The sequence below is a fragment of the Pseudoalteromonas sp. SR45-6 genome (assembly GCF_014163545.1).
Lineage (GTDB): Bacteria > Pseudomonadota > Gammaproteobacteria > Enterobacterales > Alteromonadaceae > Pseudoalteromonas > Pseudoalteromonas rhizosphaerae.
Map to the genome: position 1 here is coordinate 46,114 of NZ_JACJDM010000004.1, position 17,345 is coordinate 63,458.

Here is a 17,345-nt window from a genome sequence, read left to right on the forward strand (position 1 = left end):
ATTCTAGCGAGCTAAATAAATGGTCAGTAACTTAACACGATTGGTATTACAAGCACACAACAATCATAGCGACTGCAGCAGCTAAACCAACCAGCCATGATAAAGAACGCAGTACGTCTAAATTTAGATAGTAAAAAGCACAATATAGAACGCGGGCAATAATATGAGTAATGGCTAATAGCTCAGTAACTTGGTGAACATTATTGGTGCCCAGCACGGTGGCTAACGCTACAGCAAACACGGCCAATGATTCAAAACAATTTTGATGTGCTGCCAGCGCCCTTGCGCCAAATCCGGTGAGCTTAGACTGTTGCTCTCTTGGCTGCTTATTATCGTAGCCATCGAGCTTGTTCATTGCAAATGCCACGGGGGCCTTGGCAAAGTAAGGCATCAGTACAGCAAGTAGTGCGCAAATAAGTAATATCGTCATCGTTACTCCTAATCATAGTTTTCATTAACTTAGCACAGCTAAACTGATCGCGTAATTGACTTGAGTAATAAAAAAGCCGCAATGACTTATATGAAATAAATACAAGGCATTGCGACTAACAATAACATCGCGATAACTATAGCCCAAAAAGTTGGATTTGCAGCTGTGGCATATTGTCGCAGCAAAGATATTTTCATTTTATGGAATCTTAGTTCGCTTTAGAGCTCTGGCACTGGTAACTTATCCGCCTCTGTGAATTGCTGTTTTTTCATTATGACTTGGATCTTTTTAACTATTTTAGCCGCTTTTATGCAGTCGTGGCGCAACGCTTTACAAAGTAAACTAAGTGCGCATGTGAGTGTTGCAGGCGTCACCTTAGCGCGCTTTATACTTGCAAGCCCACTTGCTTTGGCATACCTCATTTCATTATATCTCTATCAAGATGCTCCCTTACCCACCTTCAACCTCGCTTTTATTAGCTACATTGTCGGCGCGAGCATAGTGCAAATTATTGCAACAGGATTAATGGTGACGTTATTTAAAATGAATAACTTTGCTGTTGGTGCTGGTCTTGCAAAAAGTGAAGCTCTTGTTGCGGCTATACTAGGAGTATTATTTTTTGGCGCAACGCTATCTTTATTAGGCTGGCTTGGCGTGTTTATTGGCTCAATTGCAGTATTACTATTAAGTGGAATTGCTAACATTAAGCACTTTAGCTTAAAAACAGCCTTACTAGGCTTGGCCTGTGGGACAGCATTTGCACTCTCCTCATCATGGATACGCGAAGCAAGCCTAAACTCAGGCCTGTCGTTTCCTTATTCCGCAGCATGGGTTTTACTGCTTATTATCAGCCTGCAAACTATCATGCTATGTGGTTATATTACAGTAAGGGAACGCTCAACATTTCGAGCTATGTGGAACCATAAAAAAACCACCAGTGCGGTGAGTTTTTTTAGCTGCATAGGCTCGATTGGTTGGTTTAGTGCGATGAGTTTACAGCATGTTGCCTATGTCAAAACCTTAGGGCAAGTAGAAGTATTTTTTACAATCTTGATCTCAGTTTTATGGCTCAAGCAGCCTTTAAAACGTCAAGATACCGCAGGGCTGGTGTTAATTGCTATAGCCGCAGTATTAGTCATGTTACCTTCGATATAAACAACAAAGGCGGCTCACTGCAACATGGCCGCCTTTCGATTTTTTAATTCACTGAATTAATGGCTGATTTTCAATGTGATAACGCCGCTAATAATCATTAATACACCGGCAATACGGCCGAATGTTGCTGCATCATTATAAAATAGTATCCCTACTAAAAATGTTCCTGCCGCGCCAATACCTGTCCACACAGCGTAGGAAGTCCCCATCGAAATATCACGCTGTGCCAGCCATAACATAAAACCACTGGCGACCATAAACGCCACTGCAATGCCAATACCTAACCAGCGATTTTCACCCTCTTGCGACATTTTTAATCCTACAGGCCAGCCAATTTCCAGCAAGCCTGCAATAATTAAATAAATCCACGCCATTAATTTTCTCTCTTTTTCAATATTACATCGTACAGATCTTCACGACGATCTTTTAAGTTACGCACCGTGCCTTCACTGTGCAGAACTTTTAATTTATCCATATCTAAATCACTAAATAACAGCATTTCAGTATTGGGGGTTGCTTCATTAAGCGTAGCATCATGAGGGAACGAAAAATCAGACGGTGTTAATACCGCTGATTGTGAATACTGCACATCAAGACTTTCAACTTCTGGTAAGTTACCTACCGATCCGGCAATAACCACATAGCATTCGTTTTCAATGGCCCGCGCCTGCGCGCAGTGGCGTACTCGTAAATAACTATTTTTGGTGTCGGTCCAAAATGGCACAAACAGAATATCGAGACCTTGTTTTGCTAAAATACGTGACAATTCAGGAAATTCAACATCGTAACAAATTTGAATACCCACGCGTCCAGCATCAGTATCAAATACCGCAATTTTGTCACCACCTTGAATCACCCAGTCATTTTGTTCATGAGGCGTGATATGAATTTTACGTTGTTCGTCAATTTTACCACTGCGATGGCATAAATAACTGACATTATAGATTTTATCGCCTTCAGCAAGCGGCATTGAGCCGGTGATAATATTCGCATTATACTCAATCGCCATACGCGACATCGCATCACGAAAAGTCTCCGTGTATTCGGCTAAATAACGAATAGCCTCAGTCTGATTTCTTTGCTCTGTAAGCCCCATTAGTGGCGCATTAAAAAACTCCGGAAAAAGAATAAAATCACTTTTGTAATCAGACACTGTGTCTACAAAATATTCGACCTGCGTGAGCATTTCTTCAACCGACTCAACACTGCGCATTTGCCATTGCACTGCGCCTACTCGCACTATCGACTTCGTTGATTCAAGTACCGTGTCGGTCGGTTCAAACATAATGTTATTCCACTCAAGTAGCGTGGCATAACCCACCGAATTTTGATCTTCCGGTAAATACTTTTTAAGTAAGCGTTTAACCTGGAAATCATTCGACAATTGAAAACTTAAAATTGGATCATACAGCTCTTTATGATCGACTTTGGCAATATATTCTGTTGGACTCATGTCACTGCTATGATTGTAATAACGCGGAATACGTCCGCCCGCCAAAATAGCCCGCAGATTATACTGACGACATAATTCTTTACGCGCATCATAAAGCCTGCGCCCTAAACGCATACCACGATGAGTAGGCGAAATAACCACATCTAAGCCATACAGCGCATCACCATCGGGGTCACTAAATACCCGGTCATGGCCGTCAACAATATCTTCATAGGTGTGCGGATTAGAAAAGCGCGTGTAATCAACTTGCACACTCAACGCAATCCCTACCAGCACGCCATCATCCACCATGCCCAACTGCCCTTCAGGGAACTGGTCAATCAGTCTAAATATAGTATGGCTTGGCCATGCACCACCTAAATCTGGATAAGCCTGATCCATCAAAGTTTTTACTTGTGGATACTGCTCTTTAGTTAAATTACAAATCTCAAGATGGGTTTTCTCTGCCGACATACACAACTCCTTTAGGCGTAGGACATTAAATTTGATAGTTCAATACGCGCATAATACGTGATCAGCTCTGAACGCTTGCTTAGTGCAGCATACCTAGCGCTGGTTTATTTTTAAGATAGCACCAACAACAGTGTTGAAGTAAGTATAAGTAGGTATAAATTTTTAGTTTTACACCTCTTTGCTCAGCTAACATTAACGCTGGTTTAGCGGTTTTCGACCTAAAGCTTAGGTTAATTGCACTTTATAAGAGTAAAAGTAATGGCCGAAATCAAACGGCCACTACCTCAAAACAAACTGGCTTTACTCATTTAAAGCTCATTTGCAGGTAATATTGTGATCTCATGCATTAGTGTTTGCGGTAATAGCGGCGTTGGTTTTGCAGCTACGTAGTCATCAAATCCTGCGCGATAAAATGGCGATAGTGGATGACCTGATTGGCCACCGGGAATGGCCATTATGGCGTTTTCTAAATGCCCAGGTTGAGCAATAAATCGCTGTGACGCACCAAAACTACGCCCCTGCACTGCTGGCATATAACTGTCGCCAAATCCTGGCGCTGTCGGCATATTTAATAATTTACTTAGTTGTGGTATTTGCTGTGCGAATGGATGCTCAATAACCAATTCATTAACTGTCCCCCACTGCCAACCTTTTAAGTTACTGCCAAACTCTTTACTTAACTTACTGACAACTTGACTAAATGAATCAGTTAATTGTGCATCCCAATCAGCAAATTGTGGATTTAACCAGCTATCTGGTTGCTGCTCAATAAGCTGCCATATTGCCGGCTCTAAATCACGTTTAACATACTTCAATGAACCGCCCTGAGCCTGTAAATTTGCTTGCATAGCCGTAAATACACTATTGATAACTTCATCACGATAACGCCTAACCAGCGTGTAGCCTATTGACGTTGCACAGGCGCAACCTTGCCAGTTCTCTAACTCTTTTATGTACTGCTGATTAGCCGAACTATTTCTATTAAGCTGTTGCAGCAATAAGCTATGCCACGGTTGTAAAAAGCGCGCCTGATTATCATGCTGCAACTGGTTAAAATTAGCTTCATTAAAATGTTGCTTTTCATACAATCTATCACGAATTTGACTAGATCGTGCTCCCAAGGCATAACCACCATTACCAAAACGCTGGTCATCCAAAGCCGATACAACGCGAGAGTTCCCAGTCCATAAACGGCCATCAACAGGATTTTTAACTTCCGGCCTTTGCTGTTCATTATGCTGCCAAAGTGTTGAGTAGTCATTTTCCTGAACAGCTAGTTCACTGGGCTTAATACGCCCTGGAATGGCTCCCATATTTTTCCAACCCGCATTGCCTTGGCTATCTACCACCATTAAGTTTTGTACTGGAATACCCACTTCACTGGCAATCAGCAGCGCGTCATCGACAGTTGTTGCTTGTTCTAATTTCAATAAATCCATATCGACTGCATAAGGTTGATGGCCAACCCAGCTAAGCGCATAAGGCTTGCCATTTATTTCTCGCACTGGACCATACTCACTCAATGTCAGCTTATATTCTTCAATTGACCCATCGGGTAGTGCTATTTGCTCAACTTCTTGCCATGTTTTACTGTTATCAGTTAATGCTACCCAATCGGCAGTATCGAGGTAACCATTAGTAAATCCCCAGGCAATATTGTTATTAGTTCCCACCACAATTGCTGGTGCGCCAGGCAAGGAAACCCCTGTCACTTGGCTCACTTTTCCTGACATTGCATAGTTAAGTTGCGCACGATACCAAATAACCGGCACCGCCATCGACAAGTGCATATCATCCGACAGCATCCCAGCACCTGTGGTAGTTAACTGCCCAGTCACCGCCCAGTTATTACTACCACGTTCTTGATTTGCATCAATCCTGAGTAAAGCTTGTAAGGTTTGCTTAGGAAATTCAGGAATAGTTAAATTATAAGGTGCGAGTGTGCTGCCATCTAAAGCCGCTTGATATTGACTGGGTTGAGTTAAAAAACTGACCATTTCTGGGCCATAAATATCGGCAATTTGAATTAACGCTTGGTCACGTTCGAAGGTCGCCGTTTGTAAATCTAAGTACATACTGTAAATCACTAACAAACTGTCTTCACTGCGCCAAGGCTTTTGCTCAGCGCCTGTTAGTAAATATTCAAAACTGCTAAAACCTACCTGTGCTAAGCCTTCGTTAACGCCAGCGGCATAACTTGTTAATAATGCTTGATCTGCTTGAGGCAATTGCTCAACAATCGCAGCGCTGCGTTTTCGTAACTGGTGGAAGCGCATTTTTTTATCCAAACCTAATGCTGCTTTGCCAAACAGTTCACTCAATTCACCTGCAGCATTACGGCGCAACAAATCCATTTGAAAAAATCGGTCTTGACCATGTGCGAAACCTAAACCATACGCAGCATCAAGGCGGTTCTCAGCTGAAATAACTGCTTGACCCAGTTGGTCTCGGGAGATTTTTACCGCTTGGCTGACGTGGTTACTACGCCCATTACCATCAAGCGCCGGTAAGCTAACTGACAGTACACCATAAATAACTGCTGTTGCAGCTAATCCTAAAATTACGATTGCTAACACCAACCACTTGATAATTTTAAACATGAACCAGTCCTTTTACTCTTGATTAGCTCTATCATAACCATAGTTTTATGAAAAAAGTGCGGTAATTTAAATAAAAAAACAAATAGCTCAATTGATCGGACTATTTTTATTTCCGTGATAAATTGACTATAGTTGAACAGCCAAATATAAAAGCACAAGTCGCTAATGCCATTGTTAAAAACAGATGATCACAAACAAGTCTACAAATTTAAACTGATATTTTGGTGCTCGCTCGTTTTTATTTTATTAATCAGTTTAGTGCTTGATCAGATCAGTTATAAACGTGCCCAAGAATCTCATCGACTATTAATTTTATCTGAAGTAAGTAGCTACCGAACTCAACTTGAATCAACATTAGTATCGAATATTCAATTAGTGCGTGGTTTAGCTGTTGCAGTTGCTGCAGAGCCTAATTTAGATCAACAACGTTTTGCCCAAATTGCCGCACCATTATTCGACACCTCATCTGAATTACGCAATATCGGTGGTGCACCTAATATGGTGATCCGCATGACTTACCCATTGGCAGGCAATGAAAAAGCCATAGGGCTAAACTTTTTAGAGAACAAAGCACAACGTGCAGATGCAATTCGTGCGCGTGATAACAATGAAATAGTTATGGCAGGCCCACTTACATTAGTGCAAGGTGGTGAGGCATTAATTGCCCGAGTCCCTGTTTACCTTCCCCCTGACAACCATTTTTGGGGACTGCTCTCGGTGGTACTCGACATAGACAAAATATATGAAAGAGCGGGTATTTTCGAACTAGAAGAAGACTATGATGTCGCCATCCAAGGACGCAATGGCTTGGGTCTAAAAGGAGAGTTTTTCCGTGGTAAAGCGGATATTTTAGAGCGTAACCCTCTGGAATTTACTTTAACCTTTCAAGGTGGCGAGTGGGAAATTTTTGTTACTCCTAAAGTTGGTTGGGCACCTCCAAATTCTGCGATTTGGCCGCTGAGATTAGCAATATTTACTATTTGCGGGCTATTAATTTTAGCCTTTTTATTATTCTTAAAAATGCTCAATCGCCAGCTAAGAAATGAAAAAATGCTAGTGACAATGAGTAGTCTTGCAAAAATTGGCGCTTGGTCATTTAACCTTGAAACACAACAAGTATATTGGTCAGATATGACCAAAAACATTTTCAAATATCCGCTAGACGAACAACCGAATTGGCCAACGAACTTTACTTACTTTAAAGAAGGCGAAAGCCGTGACACGATAAAAAAGCTCGTTGAGCGAGCGATTAAATATGGTGAAAGTTACGAAGTTGAGCTCGAAGTTATCGATTCTAAAGGTAATGCTTTATGGGTGTTAGTGCATGGTGAGGCCGAAATCCGTAATGGCCGTTGTATTAAGATTTTTGGCTCTTTACAAGATATAAACGTCCGTAAATGCATTGAATTAGAAAGCAGTAAAACTGCTTTGCACAATGAGGTACTCGCCTCACTTACCGTTAATAACGCAGTGCTAACTGGTAATTTAAAACAAGCAAAAGATATTATTACACAATCAATTTGCGATGCATTTAATGTTGAACGTGCCAGTATATGGCTGTTCAATGATGCAAGAGATCAACTGCAATCATTTGCCCATCATGGTAAACACACCCCAAAGAACACTGCGTTACCAGCATGGCAGCAAACTGAGTTAAATGATTTTTTTACAGCGATTGATAATCAAGCTGTGATCCGCGCCTCAAATGCACTGAGCAATAAATTTACAGCCCCGCTTACAGCGCACTATTTAGCTCCTTTCGATATAAAATCAATGCTTTGTGTATCTATTCCTACTGGAAGCGGGGCGATTGGTATTGTTTGTGCTGAGCATTGTCAGTATCCGCGGGCATGGTCGCGTAACGAAGAAAGCTTTTTAATTGCCGTTGCCGCTTTAATTGGCAGTTTATATTCTAGCGAGCAACGTATAGAAACCGAGCAACAATTAGTCACAGCAAAAGAAGCAGCGGAACAAGCTGTAACCGCTAAAGGTGAGTTTTTAGCGAGCATGAGCCACGAAATTCGCACCCCGATGAACGGTGTGCTCGGGATGCTTAATATTGTGCAACAAACTAAGTTAGATCCTCAGCAAACGCACCATATTGAATTAGCACAATCATCAGCACAATCGCTGCTTAATATAATTAACGATATTCTGGATTTCTCAAAAATTGAAGCTGGTAAATTAGATATCGAAGAGATTGCCTTTAATTTACCGAAATTACTAGGTGAAGTGGTCGAGTCATTTGCCCTTAAAGTAGAGCAACATAATACTAAACTGATTTTAGATGCCACTAAAATTAATGTAAATAAGATTGTTAGTGACCCAAATAGGCTTCGCCAAATTATTAATAATTTACTCGGTAATGCCGTTAAATTTACTCATAATGGTGAAATTATCGTGAGCGCAAACTTAAAAAATACCACTAACGGGACTTTTTTAGATTGCTCAATTATTGATACCGGTATTGGTATTAAAGCCGACAAACAAGCTTCATTATTTGATTCTTTCACTCAGGCCGATACCTCAACTACTCGCCAATATGGCGGCACAGGCTTGGGCCTGGCGATTGTTAAGCAGCTTTGTAATTTGATGGATGGAGAAATCAATGTCACGAGTGTTTATGGCCAAGGCAGTACCTTTACTTTTTCCATTAAAGTACAGCCGCTACTGGGTAAAGAACAAGACTTACCGAGTCATTTAATTAAAAACAAACATATTTTAATTGTCGATACTTGCCCGTTAAATAGCTCAATTGCGCAAAAACAGCTAAACGTGTGGGGAGCGCGTGCGCATATCCTCAAAAACTACCTAGCCTTGAGTTATTATCTCAATTCGAGCGATGAATTGATTGATGCTGTGCTGCTTGATTATAGCTTTTTTCAGCAAGCCGACGCTGCTGCAATTAATGCATTGAAAATTTACCTAAGCGAGCATCACGTAAAACTGATCCTTATGGCGCCAATGAGTTTCTCACAAGAAGCACATGCAAACTTGCCAATCGAAGCCGATTGCATGATTTTTAAACCACTAACGCCTTCGGACTTGTTTGATTCTTTGGCGAATGAAAAATTTATCGAGCAACAACAAAATAACAATGCACTACCAGCAAGTATTGCAATCAACAATACACACTTTGTAAATCAAGACAAAATCCTGCTGGTAGAAGACAATAAAGTAAATCAAGTCGTTGCCTGTGCATTACTAAAACAAGCAGGCATTAATTTTGATATCGCTGAAAATGGTCTGGAAGCTATTGAAAAACTAAAAAGCAAAACCACAGAACCATACAAGCTATTGTTAATGGACTGCCAGATGCCAGAAATGGATGGTTACCAAGCAACTAAGGCTATCCGTAATGGGGATGCGGGTGAATACTACAAAAACGTAACTATTATTGCGTTAACCGCAAATGCTATGCAAGGCGATAGAGATAAATGCCTCAGTGCAGGAATGACTGATTACCTAACCAAACCACTCGATTTTGATGCGCTTAATCCGAAACTGCAACAATGGCTTGGTAAACAATAAAGGTGTAAGCTAAGGCATAACAAAAAGAAGGATTTATTATGCAACTCACTGCTATTGAACAACGTGTGATCGGCTGCCTACTTGAAAAACAAAGCACCACACCAGAGCATTACCCGCTGTCACTAAATGCATTGACCAATGCGTGCAATCAAAAATCGAACCGAGAGCCAGTGCTCACGCTTAGCGAAACTGAAGTACAAGAGGCGCTAGACTCGCTAGTTTCCCAGCGGTTAGTTACATTAGACGAAGGGTTATCTGGACGCGTAACTAAGTTCGCACATCGCTTTTGCAATACTGAATTTGGTAATTTACAGTTAACGGAGCAACAGCGCGCTATTATTTGTTTAATGCTGCTACGTGGCCCACAAACCCCTGGTGAATTAAGAACCCGCAGTAATCGGCTCGCTGAGTTTAATAATGTTGCTGAAGTTGAGTCGGCATTAAATGCCTTGATGACTGCCGAACATGTGACTAAACACCCACGAGAACCCGGCAAACGTGAAAGCCGTTACAGCCATTTATTTGCTGATCCACAAAGTGCTGTTGCAGTAGAACCACCTGAATTGCCAGCACTCAAAGCTGACGAGTTGAATGAGTTACTTGCTGAAATTGATGAGCTAAAAGCTGAATTACAAAAAATTAAGCTACATTTAGGGCTTTAAATTAAACCCTTTGAATTAGATAATAATTCCAATTACATTAAATAGAGATCATGCTTTTAAGCTAATTGGTATAACCATGACAACCAGTAATATTATTAGGAGAGCTCAGCATGCGCGCTGAAATAGTGGCAGAAATGAAAGTCCAGCCAAATATAGACGTCAACAACGAGATCACACGCCGCGTAAACTTTATAAAAAACCGTTTAGTGGCAGCACATTCACGCTCTTTAGTGCTGGGGATTAGTGGCGGTGTAGATTCATCTACCTGTGGTCGCTTATGCCAACTCGCCGTTAACGAATTAAATGCGCAGCAACAAACCGACAAGTATCAATTTATTGCGGTTCGCTTACCGTATGGTGTGCAAGCTGATGAAGCTGAAGCGCAATTGGCTGTTGATTTTATTCAACCAAATAAACGTCTAACAGTGAATATAAAACCCGCAGCAGACGGCATGCATGAGCAAGCATTAGCGGCAGTAGTAGGTTGCGGTGATGCACTGCCGGAACAAGCACAAATTGATTTTATTAAAGGTAATGTGAAAGCCCGCCAACGCATGGTCGCGCAATATGAAATTGCCGGACTGTGCCAAGGCCTCGTTGTTGGTACTGATCATAGCGCCGAGAACATTACTGGCTTTTATACTAAATTTGGTGATGGCGCATGCGACTTAGCGCCATTATTTGGCTTATCAAAACGCCAAGTACGCGCATTAGCCAAGCAGTTAGGTGCACCCGATTTACTCGTTAATAAAGCCCCAACCGCCGACCTAGAGTGTGATCGCCCAGGCCTTACTGATGAAGAAGCCCTTGGTTTAAGCTATGAACAAATTGATGACTTTTTAGAAGGCAAAGAAGTCAGTGACGAGGTAAGTGAAAAACTCATCGCAATTTATCTACGCACTCAACATAAACGCCAAGCTATTCCAACCATTTACGACGATCTTTAGGCTGTCATAAGCTCATAAACCGTAAATGACACTTCTAGGGCAATTAACAATAAGAAAAATGTGATTAATTGCCCGCTTTTCACTTTAGCACAAACATAAGCCCCTAACGGTGCTCCGACCACAACCACTGGAATAGCCGCTAATAAATACGACTGTATTTCGCTGCTTAAGCTATTGAAGAACCATACGTTCGCAATGCTTGCCACCACAGACGTTATTGCCATGATAATCACCGAGGTTGCAGTCGCTTTTTGAATATTAGCGTTGCAGGCGATAATCAATAACGCAAAAATAGCAATGTCAGCTCCCGAACCAACTAAGCCAGATGCAACTCCTCCAATAACAGCAACTAATGCAACTTTAAATGTACTAACGTGTATATCGGTTTGACTACATACATGTTGCACCCTGCTGTAAATACGCCATAAAAGAGTTAATGCGAAGCATATTAAAAGTACGCTAAATACTCCTTTAACCACCAGTCTTGGTAATTGATCGGCAATAAAAGTAAGGCTTAGTAATACGCCAACTAATGCAGCAGGAGCTGCGATTAATACCACTTGGCGATAATATGGAATACCAGTAAAAATAATGGTTAATGCGGCCGCACTCATACCAAAACTTTGAATAGCTAACGAGAATACTTTTGCCGTTACAGGATCTATTGCCAGTAACTTAGTCATCACAGGAAATGCTACTGCGCCACCACCAAGTGCAGTGCCACCAGCAACAAAAGACCCAAAAGCCATAGTCACAACAATGCTAAACTCTGCGATAACACTTTGTAGCGCAGCATTTGCGCCTTGCCAAGCAATTAATGAACAATACACGCCAGCAACAAATAACCAGGGGATCATACGCAGTTTATGGATCGGTTTAGGTGGTGATTGCATAGTTACAGATCATAAATTGAAGTTTTATTATTATGCCTGACAATCATCGCAGAGCAAATGATCGCAACTGTTCGTTACGGCGTACAAACAGATTGTTATATGAGTGCAATATCTTTGCAGTAAAGATGAAATAGTTCTGTAATTTAGTTTATAGTTGTTAGTAAACACATGGTAATCCAGCTCATCGCATTAAAAAACCTAAGGATTTGTATTTAGTTATGACATCGCCCATTTTAATAACAGGTGCCGGCCAACGTATTGGTTTAGCACTGGCAAAACATTTTATAGCCCAAGGGCAAGCTATTATCGTTACTTACCGAACTCGCCATCCCGCTATTGATGAATTATCTGCCCATGGTGCTGTATGTGTTTACGCAGACTTTAGCACTGACAACGGCATTAATGAGTTTGTCAGTCAATTAAAGCTGCACACAAATAGCTTAAAGGCGGTGATCCACAATGCCTCGAGTTGGGATTGCGAAGCGAATAATCCAGATAGCAGTACGCTATTTGATAACATGATGCGGATCCATGCTAAAGCACCTTACTTAATTAACTTAGCGCTTAGCGAGTTACTGTTAAATTTCCAGCAACAGCAGCAACACCCTGCTGATATCATTCATTTAACTGATTATGTTGTTGAAAAAGGAAGTCCAAAGCATATCGCATATGCCGCAAGTAAAGCCGCCTTAGAAAATATGACAAAATCATTTGCAGCTAAGTTTGCCCCGAATATTAAAGTGAACGCTATCGCCCCTTCATTAATTATTTTTAATGATCACGATAGCGATGAGTACCGAGAAAAAACCCTTAAAAAATCATTAATGGGCATCGAGCCCGGTTGTCGCGAAATTATAAACAGCGTCGATTTATTGCTTAGCAGCCATTACATCACGGGACGTTCTTTACCCGTAGATGGTGGCAGACATTTAAAATAACGGATTAATCGAGAAATTTATGCACGATCAATTAAAAAATAGTTACCACGAAATTATTACTGCTGTAGGTGAAGATCCACAACGTGAAGGCCTATTAGACACGCCAAAACGCGCCGCCAAAGCGATGGAATATTTGACCAAAGGCTATCGTCAAACATTAGAAGAAATTACCAATAATGCGGTATTTACTTCTGATGCAGATGACATGGTTTTAATTCAAGATATAGAGCTTTATTCGATGTGTGAACATCATTTATTACCATTTGTAGGGCGCTGTCATATTGCTTATATTCCTAACGGCAAAGTGCTGGGTTTATCGAAATTTGCGCGTATTGTTGATATGTTTGCACGCCGCTTTCAAATTCAAGAACAACTGACTCATCAAATCGCTAAAGCGGTTGAAGAAGTCACCGGTGCTAAAGGCGTTGGTGTAATAGTGGAAGCAAAACATATGTGTATGATGATGCGTGGGGTTGAAAAACAAAACTCAAGTATGCGTACGTCGGTAATGCTAGGTAACTTCAGAGCCGATCCAAAAACCCGCAATGAGTTTTTACAACTTGTAAAAGGCTAATCCTATGGCCAATGCAATTATCCATGTAACTAACTTACGGCTGCGCACTTTTATTGGCTTTAATCCCGATGAACGTGAGAAAAAGCAGGATGTAGTGATCAATTTAGAAATTCACTATCCTGCAGAGCAAGCCTGTGAAACGGATCAAGTTGAACAAGCACTTAATTATAAAGTGATCACCAAAGAAGTGATTAGTATTGTTGAACAAGGTCACTTTTTATTGCTTGAAAAACTAGTGGCAGAAATACTCAGTGTTTGCCATAGCCATAGCAGCGTGAATTATGCAAAAGTGCGAGTTGATAAACCTCACGCTTTGCGTTTTGCAGATTCAGTATCGCTAACACTCGATTGGAGTAAAGCTTAAAGCAACTTATCCAGCCCAACGGCAAAGGCTAGTACAAGCAAGTAACGTGCGCCTTTGCCAAGGGTAACCAGCCATAAAAATGTCCACCAGCGCACTTTAAAAATGCCTCCTACAACTGTTAGCGGATCACCAATAATTGGTAGCCATGCCAACAACAGGCTATAAACACCATACTTTTCAAAGCGCTCTGCAGCCTTATCGATACTTGCCTGTGACACGGGAAACCATTTCCGATCCTTAAAACGTATGACTTGCGTGCCTAACCAGTAATTAACGCAACTACCTAGTACGTTACCAACTGTGGCACTGAGCCATAACAACCAAAGTAAATATTCTCCTTTGGTCACCATTGCTGTGAGTACCACTTCTGATGAGCTTGGCAATAATGTTGCCGAAATAAACGCAGTAAAGAACAGAGTTAAATAAGCCATCTAAGCCTTTATTAATGCATATAAAAAACCCAGCATTTGCTGGGTTTGATAAAAATGAAGAGTAGTTTATTTTATCAATTGTAAGCTAAATGGGTAGTTAAACTCTTTACCGTCATTAGTTTTGATTGCGCCAATCACCACCATAATAAACGAGAAAATAGCGACTATAGGTAATAAAATTACCCCGATAACTGCAAACATCAAAATCAAACACACTATATATGCTATGAACATAGTGATTTGAAAGTTAAGCGATTTACGCCCATGTTCAGCCACTAATGGCATTTCGTCTTTTTTTATTAACCAGACAATCAGCGGACCGATGATACTACCCATAGGTATAATAAATCCGGCTAATGCGCTTAAATGACATAACATCGCCCACATACGCTCATCTTTACTCGTTATAACTGATTCAACCTGTTGATTATCTTCCATTACCATCTCCTTATTTCGTTAATACCTATATGCTGACCTTTTTCAGTCTTAATGTCTAGATTTTAATCAGCGTCGTCGATACTGCTAAGCTCGAGCAAGTGTGCAAAACCACAACACTTAATTTAGACAAAAAATTAAGGCGTAACCTAAGTCACGCCTTAATTGTAAAACACTAAAATCAGTTATTACTTTTTAATACCAGCTAGATCTAAGATAAATGCATAATTTAGAGCTGTATCTTGAAGGCTTTTAAAACGCCCAGATGCGCCACCATGGCCTGCTTCCATATCAATTTTAAACAGTAGTTTATTATCATCGGTTTTAAACTCACGTAATTTTGCAACCCATTTTGCTGGTTCAAAATATTGCACTTGAGAATCATGCAAACCTGTGGTGACCAACATATTTGGATACGCTTGTTTACTCACTTGATCGTACGGTGAGTAAGACAGCATATAATCATAATATAGTTTGTCATTTGGGTTGCCCCACTCGCCGTACTCGTTGGTTGTTAATGGTAAGCTCGCATCTAACATAGTGGTCACTACATCAACAAATGGCACAGCCGCAACCATCCCCTGATAAAGCTCTGGTGCTTGGTTTGCCACGGCGCCCATTAATAAGCCGCCCGCACTGCCGCCCATCGCGAATATTTTATCTTGCGCACCATACTGCTGGGTAACTAAGCCTTTGGTTACATCAACAAAGTCATTAAAAGTATTCTTTTTATTGAGTAGCTTGCCATCTTCATACCAAGGACGACCGAGCATCTGCGAGCCACGAATATGCGCGATAGCAAATACAAAGCCTCGATCAAGTAAACTCAAACGACTACTAGAAAAACTTGGATCCATGGTTACCCCATACGACCCATAGCCATATTGTAACAATGGATTAGTGCCATCTTTTTTGAATTTATCTTTGCGATAAACTAAACTCACCGGTACTTTTACGCCATCTCGCGCAGTAATAAATAGTCGCTCCGATGCATAATTATCGGCATTAAAATCACCGATCACTTGTTGCTGTTTTAACAGTGTTTTCGTTGTGCTATTCAAATCAATATCATACGATGAACCAGGCGTCGTCATACTGGCATAATATACTCGTAAGCTTTCGCTATCTAATTCATTATTACCATATGTTCTGACCATATAACTGCTGTCATTAAAGCTCAGCTGCTGTTCATCACCCGACTTTAAGTTGCGTATCGTTAAACGAGATTGCCCCATTTCACGCTCTTTATACACTAAATGATCAGTGAACAAATCGATGCCTTCAAGCTTAATATCATCACGCGCGGCGATCAGTGTTTGCCAATTCGCTTTGTCGTGCGCTTTATCTTTATCCACCGTCATTAGCTGAAAGTTTACTGCGTTAAGGTTAGTGACTATGTAATAAGTATCACCGAGTTTAGCAATATCATATTCTAGGTTTTCTTCACGTTCAATTAAGCGCTTTGGCTGCGCCTTGACGTCATTAGCATCAATTACCGACACACCTGAAGCGTTAGTACTGCCATGCCAAATATAAATTTCTTGTTTGTCTTTACTCTTACCAAGGCCAGTGTAATAACTTGTGTTAGTCTCTTCGTACACTAACTCATCTTGTGCTTGTGACGTACCTAAGGTATGGCGATAAACCTGATAACCTAACAATGTCTGTAAGTCTTTTTTAATGTAATAAAAAGTTTTATTATCATTCGCCCAGACGATATCACCATCTGTCCCTTCGAGCTTATCTTCTAGTAATTTACCGGTCTTTAAATCTTTCACTAAAATAGAGTAGATTCGTCGACTTACCGTGTCTTCACCATATGCTAATAAGTGACCATTTGGGCTGACAGATAAACCTGTTGCCGCGAAATAGTCATGGCCTTTTGCCAACTCATTTACATCTAATATAACGTGTTGATCAGTGCCCTTATCATCGCTACTGCGAACATAAGTCGGGTATTCATTATCCCCTCGCGTTTGCGATGAATAATAATAATCGCCACTTTTAGTTGGCACGGAGTCATCATCTTTTTGAATGCGCCCTTTTAACTCTTCAAACAAAGTAGTTTGTAAAGCTTTAGTATGCTTTAGCATCGCATCAGTATAGGTATTTTCTGCATTAAGGTGTGCTATGACAGCTGCATCTTTTCGTGCATCGTCACGCATCCAATAGTAATTATCGGTGCGCGTATCACCATGAATAGTCATTTCGAAAGGGATCTTATTGGCTACCGGTGCAGTTACATTAACCACTGCAGCTTCACTCTGTACAGCCTCGGATTTTATATTATTTTGTTCTGGGGCTTTATTACAGCCCGCTAAAATAGCTAACGACAAAGCCGCTAACGCAAATGATTGACGTGTTTTCATAGTATTCCCTAGAGTTATTATTATTCCACTACTAGCAATATATCTAACTAGCTGTTGATTACCTATATTAGTTTGTAAAGCAATGTAAAAAGGGAGCCTAAGCTCCCTTT

The 17,345-nt window shown here is 40.9% G+C and carries 15 protein-coding genes; 7 read left to right on the forward strand and 8 right to left on the reverse strand.

The annotated features are described in order from the left end of the window. Positions 1-46 precede the first annotated feature (46 nt). On the reverse strand, positions 47-430 hold the full coding sequence (locus H5158_RS03130) for an MAPEG family protein (RefSeq protein WP_145239972.1): 384 nt from the start codon (positions 428-430) through the stop codon (positions 47-49). 273 nt (positions 431-703) lie between these two features. Between H5158_RS03130 and H5158_RS03135 the strand changes: the two genes are divergently transcribed. Continuing rightward, positions 704-1,585 carry a DMT family transporter gene (locus H5158_RS03135; RefSeq protein WP_145239974.1) on the forward strand — a complete coding sequence of 294 codons (882 nt, stop codon included), beginning with the start codon at positions 704-706 and terminating at the stop codon, positions 1,583-1,585. 56 nt (positions 1,586-1,641) lie between these two features. Here the strand turns inward: H5158_RS03135 and H5158_RS03140 are convergent, their stop codons facing one another. From H5158_RS03140 to H5158_RS03150, 3 genes are all read right to left on the reverse strand, one after another. After that, positions 1,642-1,959: a multidrug efflux SMR transporter gene (locus H5158_RS03140; protein WP_087531228.1), complete on the reverse strand. Its 318-nt coding sequence runs from the start codon at positions 1,957-1,959 to the stop codon at positions 1,642-1,644. Beyond that, positions 1,959-3,491 (reverse strand): bifunctional GNAT family N-acetyltransferase/carbon-nitrogen hydrolase family protein, encoded by a 1,533-nt coding sequence (locus H5158_RS03145; RefSeq protein ID WP_145239976.1) that lies wholly within the window; start codon positions 3,489-3,491, stop codon positions 1,959-1,961. The genes H5158_RS03140 and H5158_RS03145 overlap by 1 nt, the downstream gene beginning before the upstream one ends. A 308-nt stretch (positions 3,492-3,799) precedes the next feature. Continuing rightward, positions 3,800-6,091 carry a penicillin acylase family protein gene (locus H5158_RS03150; RefSeq protein ID WP_182739441.1) on the reverse strand — a complete coding sequence of 764 codons (2,292 nt, stop codon included), beginning with the start codon at positions 6,089-6,091 and terminating at the stop codon, positions 3,800-3,802. A 165-nt stretch (positions 6,092-6,256) separates the two neighbouring features. Between H5158_RS03150 and H5158_RS03155 the strand changes: the two genes are divergently transcribed. The 3 genes from H5158_RS03155 (at position 6,257) to nadE (ending at position 11,231) form a co-directional block, all read left to right on the forward strand. Continuing rightward, positions 6,257-9,622 (forward strand): ATP-binding protein, encoded by a 3,366-nt coding sequence (locus H5158_RS03155; RefSeq protein ID WP_182717480.1) that lies wholly within the window; start codon positions 6,257-6,259, stop codon positions 9,620-9,622. 38 nt (positions 9,623-9,660) lie between these two features. Continuing rightward, positions 9,661-10,284: a YceH family protein gene (locus tag H5158_RS03160; RefSeq protein WP_145239982.1), complete on the forward strand. Its 624-nt coding sequence runs from the start codon at positions 9,661-9,663 to the stop codon at positions 10,282-10,284. A 110-nt stretch (positions 10,285-10,394) separates the two neighbouring features. Further along, a complete protein-coding gene (gene nadE / locus H5158_RS03165; RefSeq protein WP_149982194.1) occupies positions 10,395-11,231 on the forward strand; it encodes an ammonia-dependent NAD(+) synthetase in 837 nt (278 codons plus the stop codon). Here nadE and H5158_RS03170 read toward each other — a convergent pair. Further along, entirely contained in the window at positions 11,228-12,124 is an 897-nt protein-coding gene (locus tag H5158_RS03170) for a sulfite exporter TauE/SafE family protein (RefSeq protein WP_182717481.1), read from the reverse strand. The two genes, nadE and H5158_RS03170, sit on opposite strands and share 4 nt — an antisense overlap. 218 nt (positions 12,125-12,342) lie before the next feature. Between H5158_RS03170 and folM the strand changes: the two genes are divergently transcribed. From folM to folX, 3 genes are read left to right on the forward strand one after another with little or no spacing between them, the layout of a single operon-like run. Further along, positions 12,343-13,062 (forward strand): dihydromonapterin reductase, encoded by a 720-nt coding sequence (folM, locus tag H5158_RS03175; RefSeq protein WP_149982195.1) that lies wholly within the window; start codon positions 12,343-12,345, stop codon positions 13,060-13,062. Positions 13,063-13,081: 19 nt separating this feature from the next. Next, positions 13,082-13,636, forward strand: a complete 555-nt coding sequence (folE, locus tag H5158_RS03180) for a GTP cyclohydrolase I FolE (protein WP_145239988.1) — start codon at positions 13,082-13,084, stop codon at positions 13,634-13,636. Between the two features lie 4 nt (positions 13,637-13,640). Continuing rightward, positions 13,641-14,000, forward strand: a complete 360-nt coding sequence (folX, locus tag H5158_RS03185) for a dihydroneopterin triphosphate 2'-epimerase (RefSeq protein WP_145239990.1) — start codon at positions 13,641-13,643, stop codon at positions 13,998-14,000. Here folX and H5158_RS03190 read toward each other — a convergent pair. From H5158_RS03190 to H5158_RS03200, 3 genes are all read right to left on the reverse strand, one after another. Beyond that, on the reverse strand, positions 13,997-14,431 hold the full coding sequence (locus H5158_RS03190; protein ID WP_145239992.1) for a YqaA family protein: 435 nt from the start codon (positions 14,429-14,431) through the stop codon (positions 13,997-13,999). The two genes, folX and H5158_RS03190, sit on opposite strands and share 4 nt — an antisense overlap. Before the next feature lie 66 nt (positions 14,432-14,497). Then, the gene (locus H5158_RS03195; protein ID WP_182739442.1) at positions 14,498-14,869 is read right to left on the reverse strand and encodes a DUF4870 domain-containing protein; all 372 of its coding nucleotides are present in this window, start codon (positions 14,867-14,869) and stop codon (positions 14,498-14,500) included. Between the two features lie 185 nt (positions 14,870-15,054). Continuing rightward, a complete protein-coding gene (locus H5158_RS03200; protein ID WP_182739443.1) occupies positions 15,055-17,235 on the reverse strand; it encodes a S9 family peptidase in 2,181 nt (726 codons plus the stop codon). Positions 17,236-17,345: the final 110 nt, after the last annotated feature.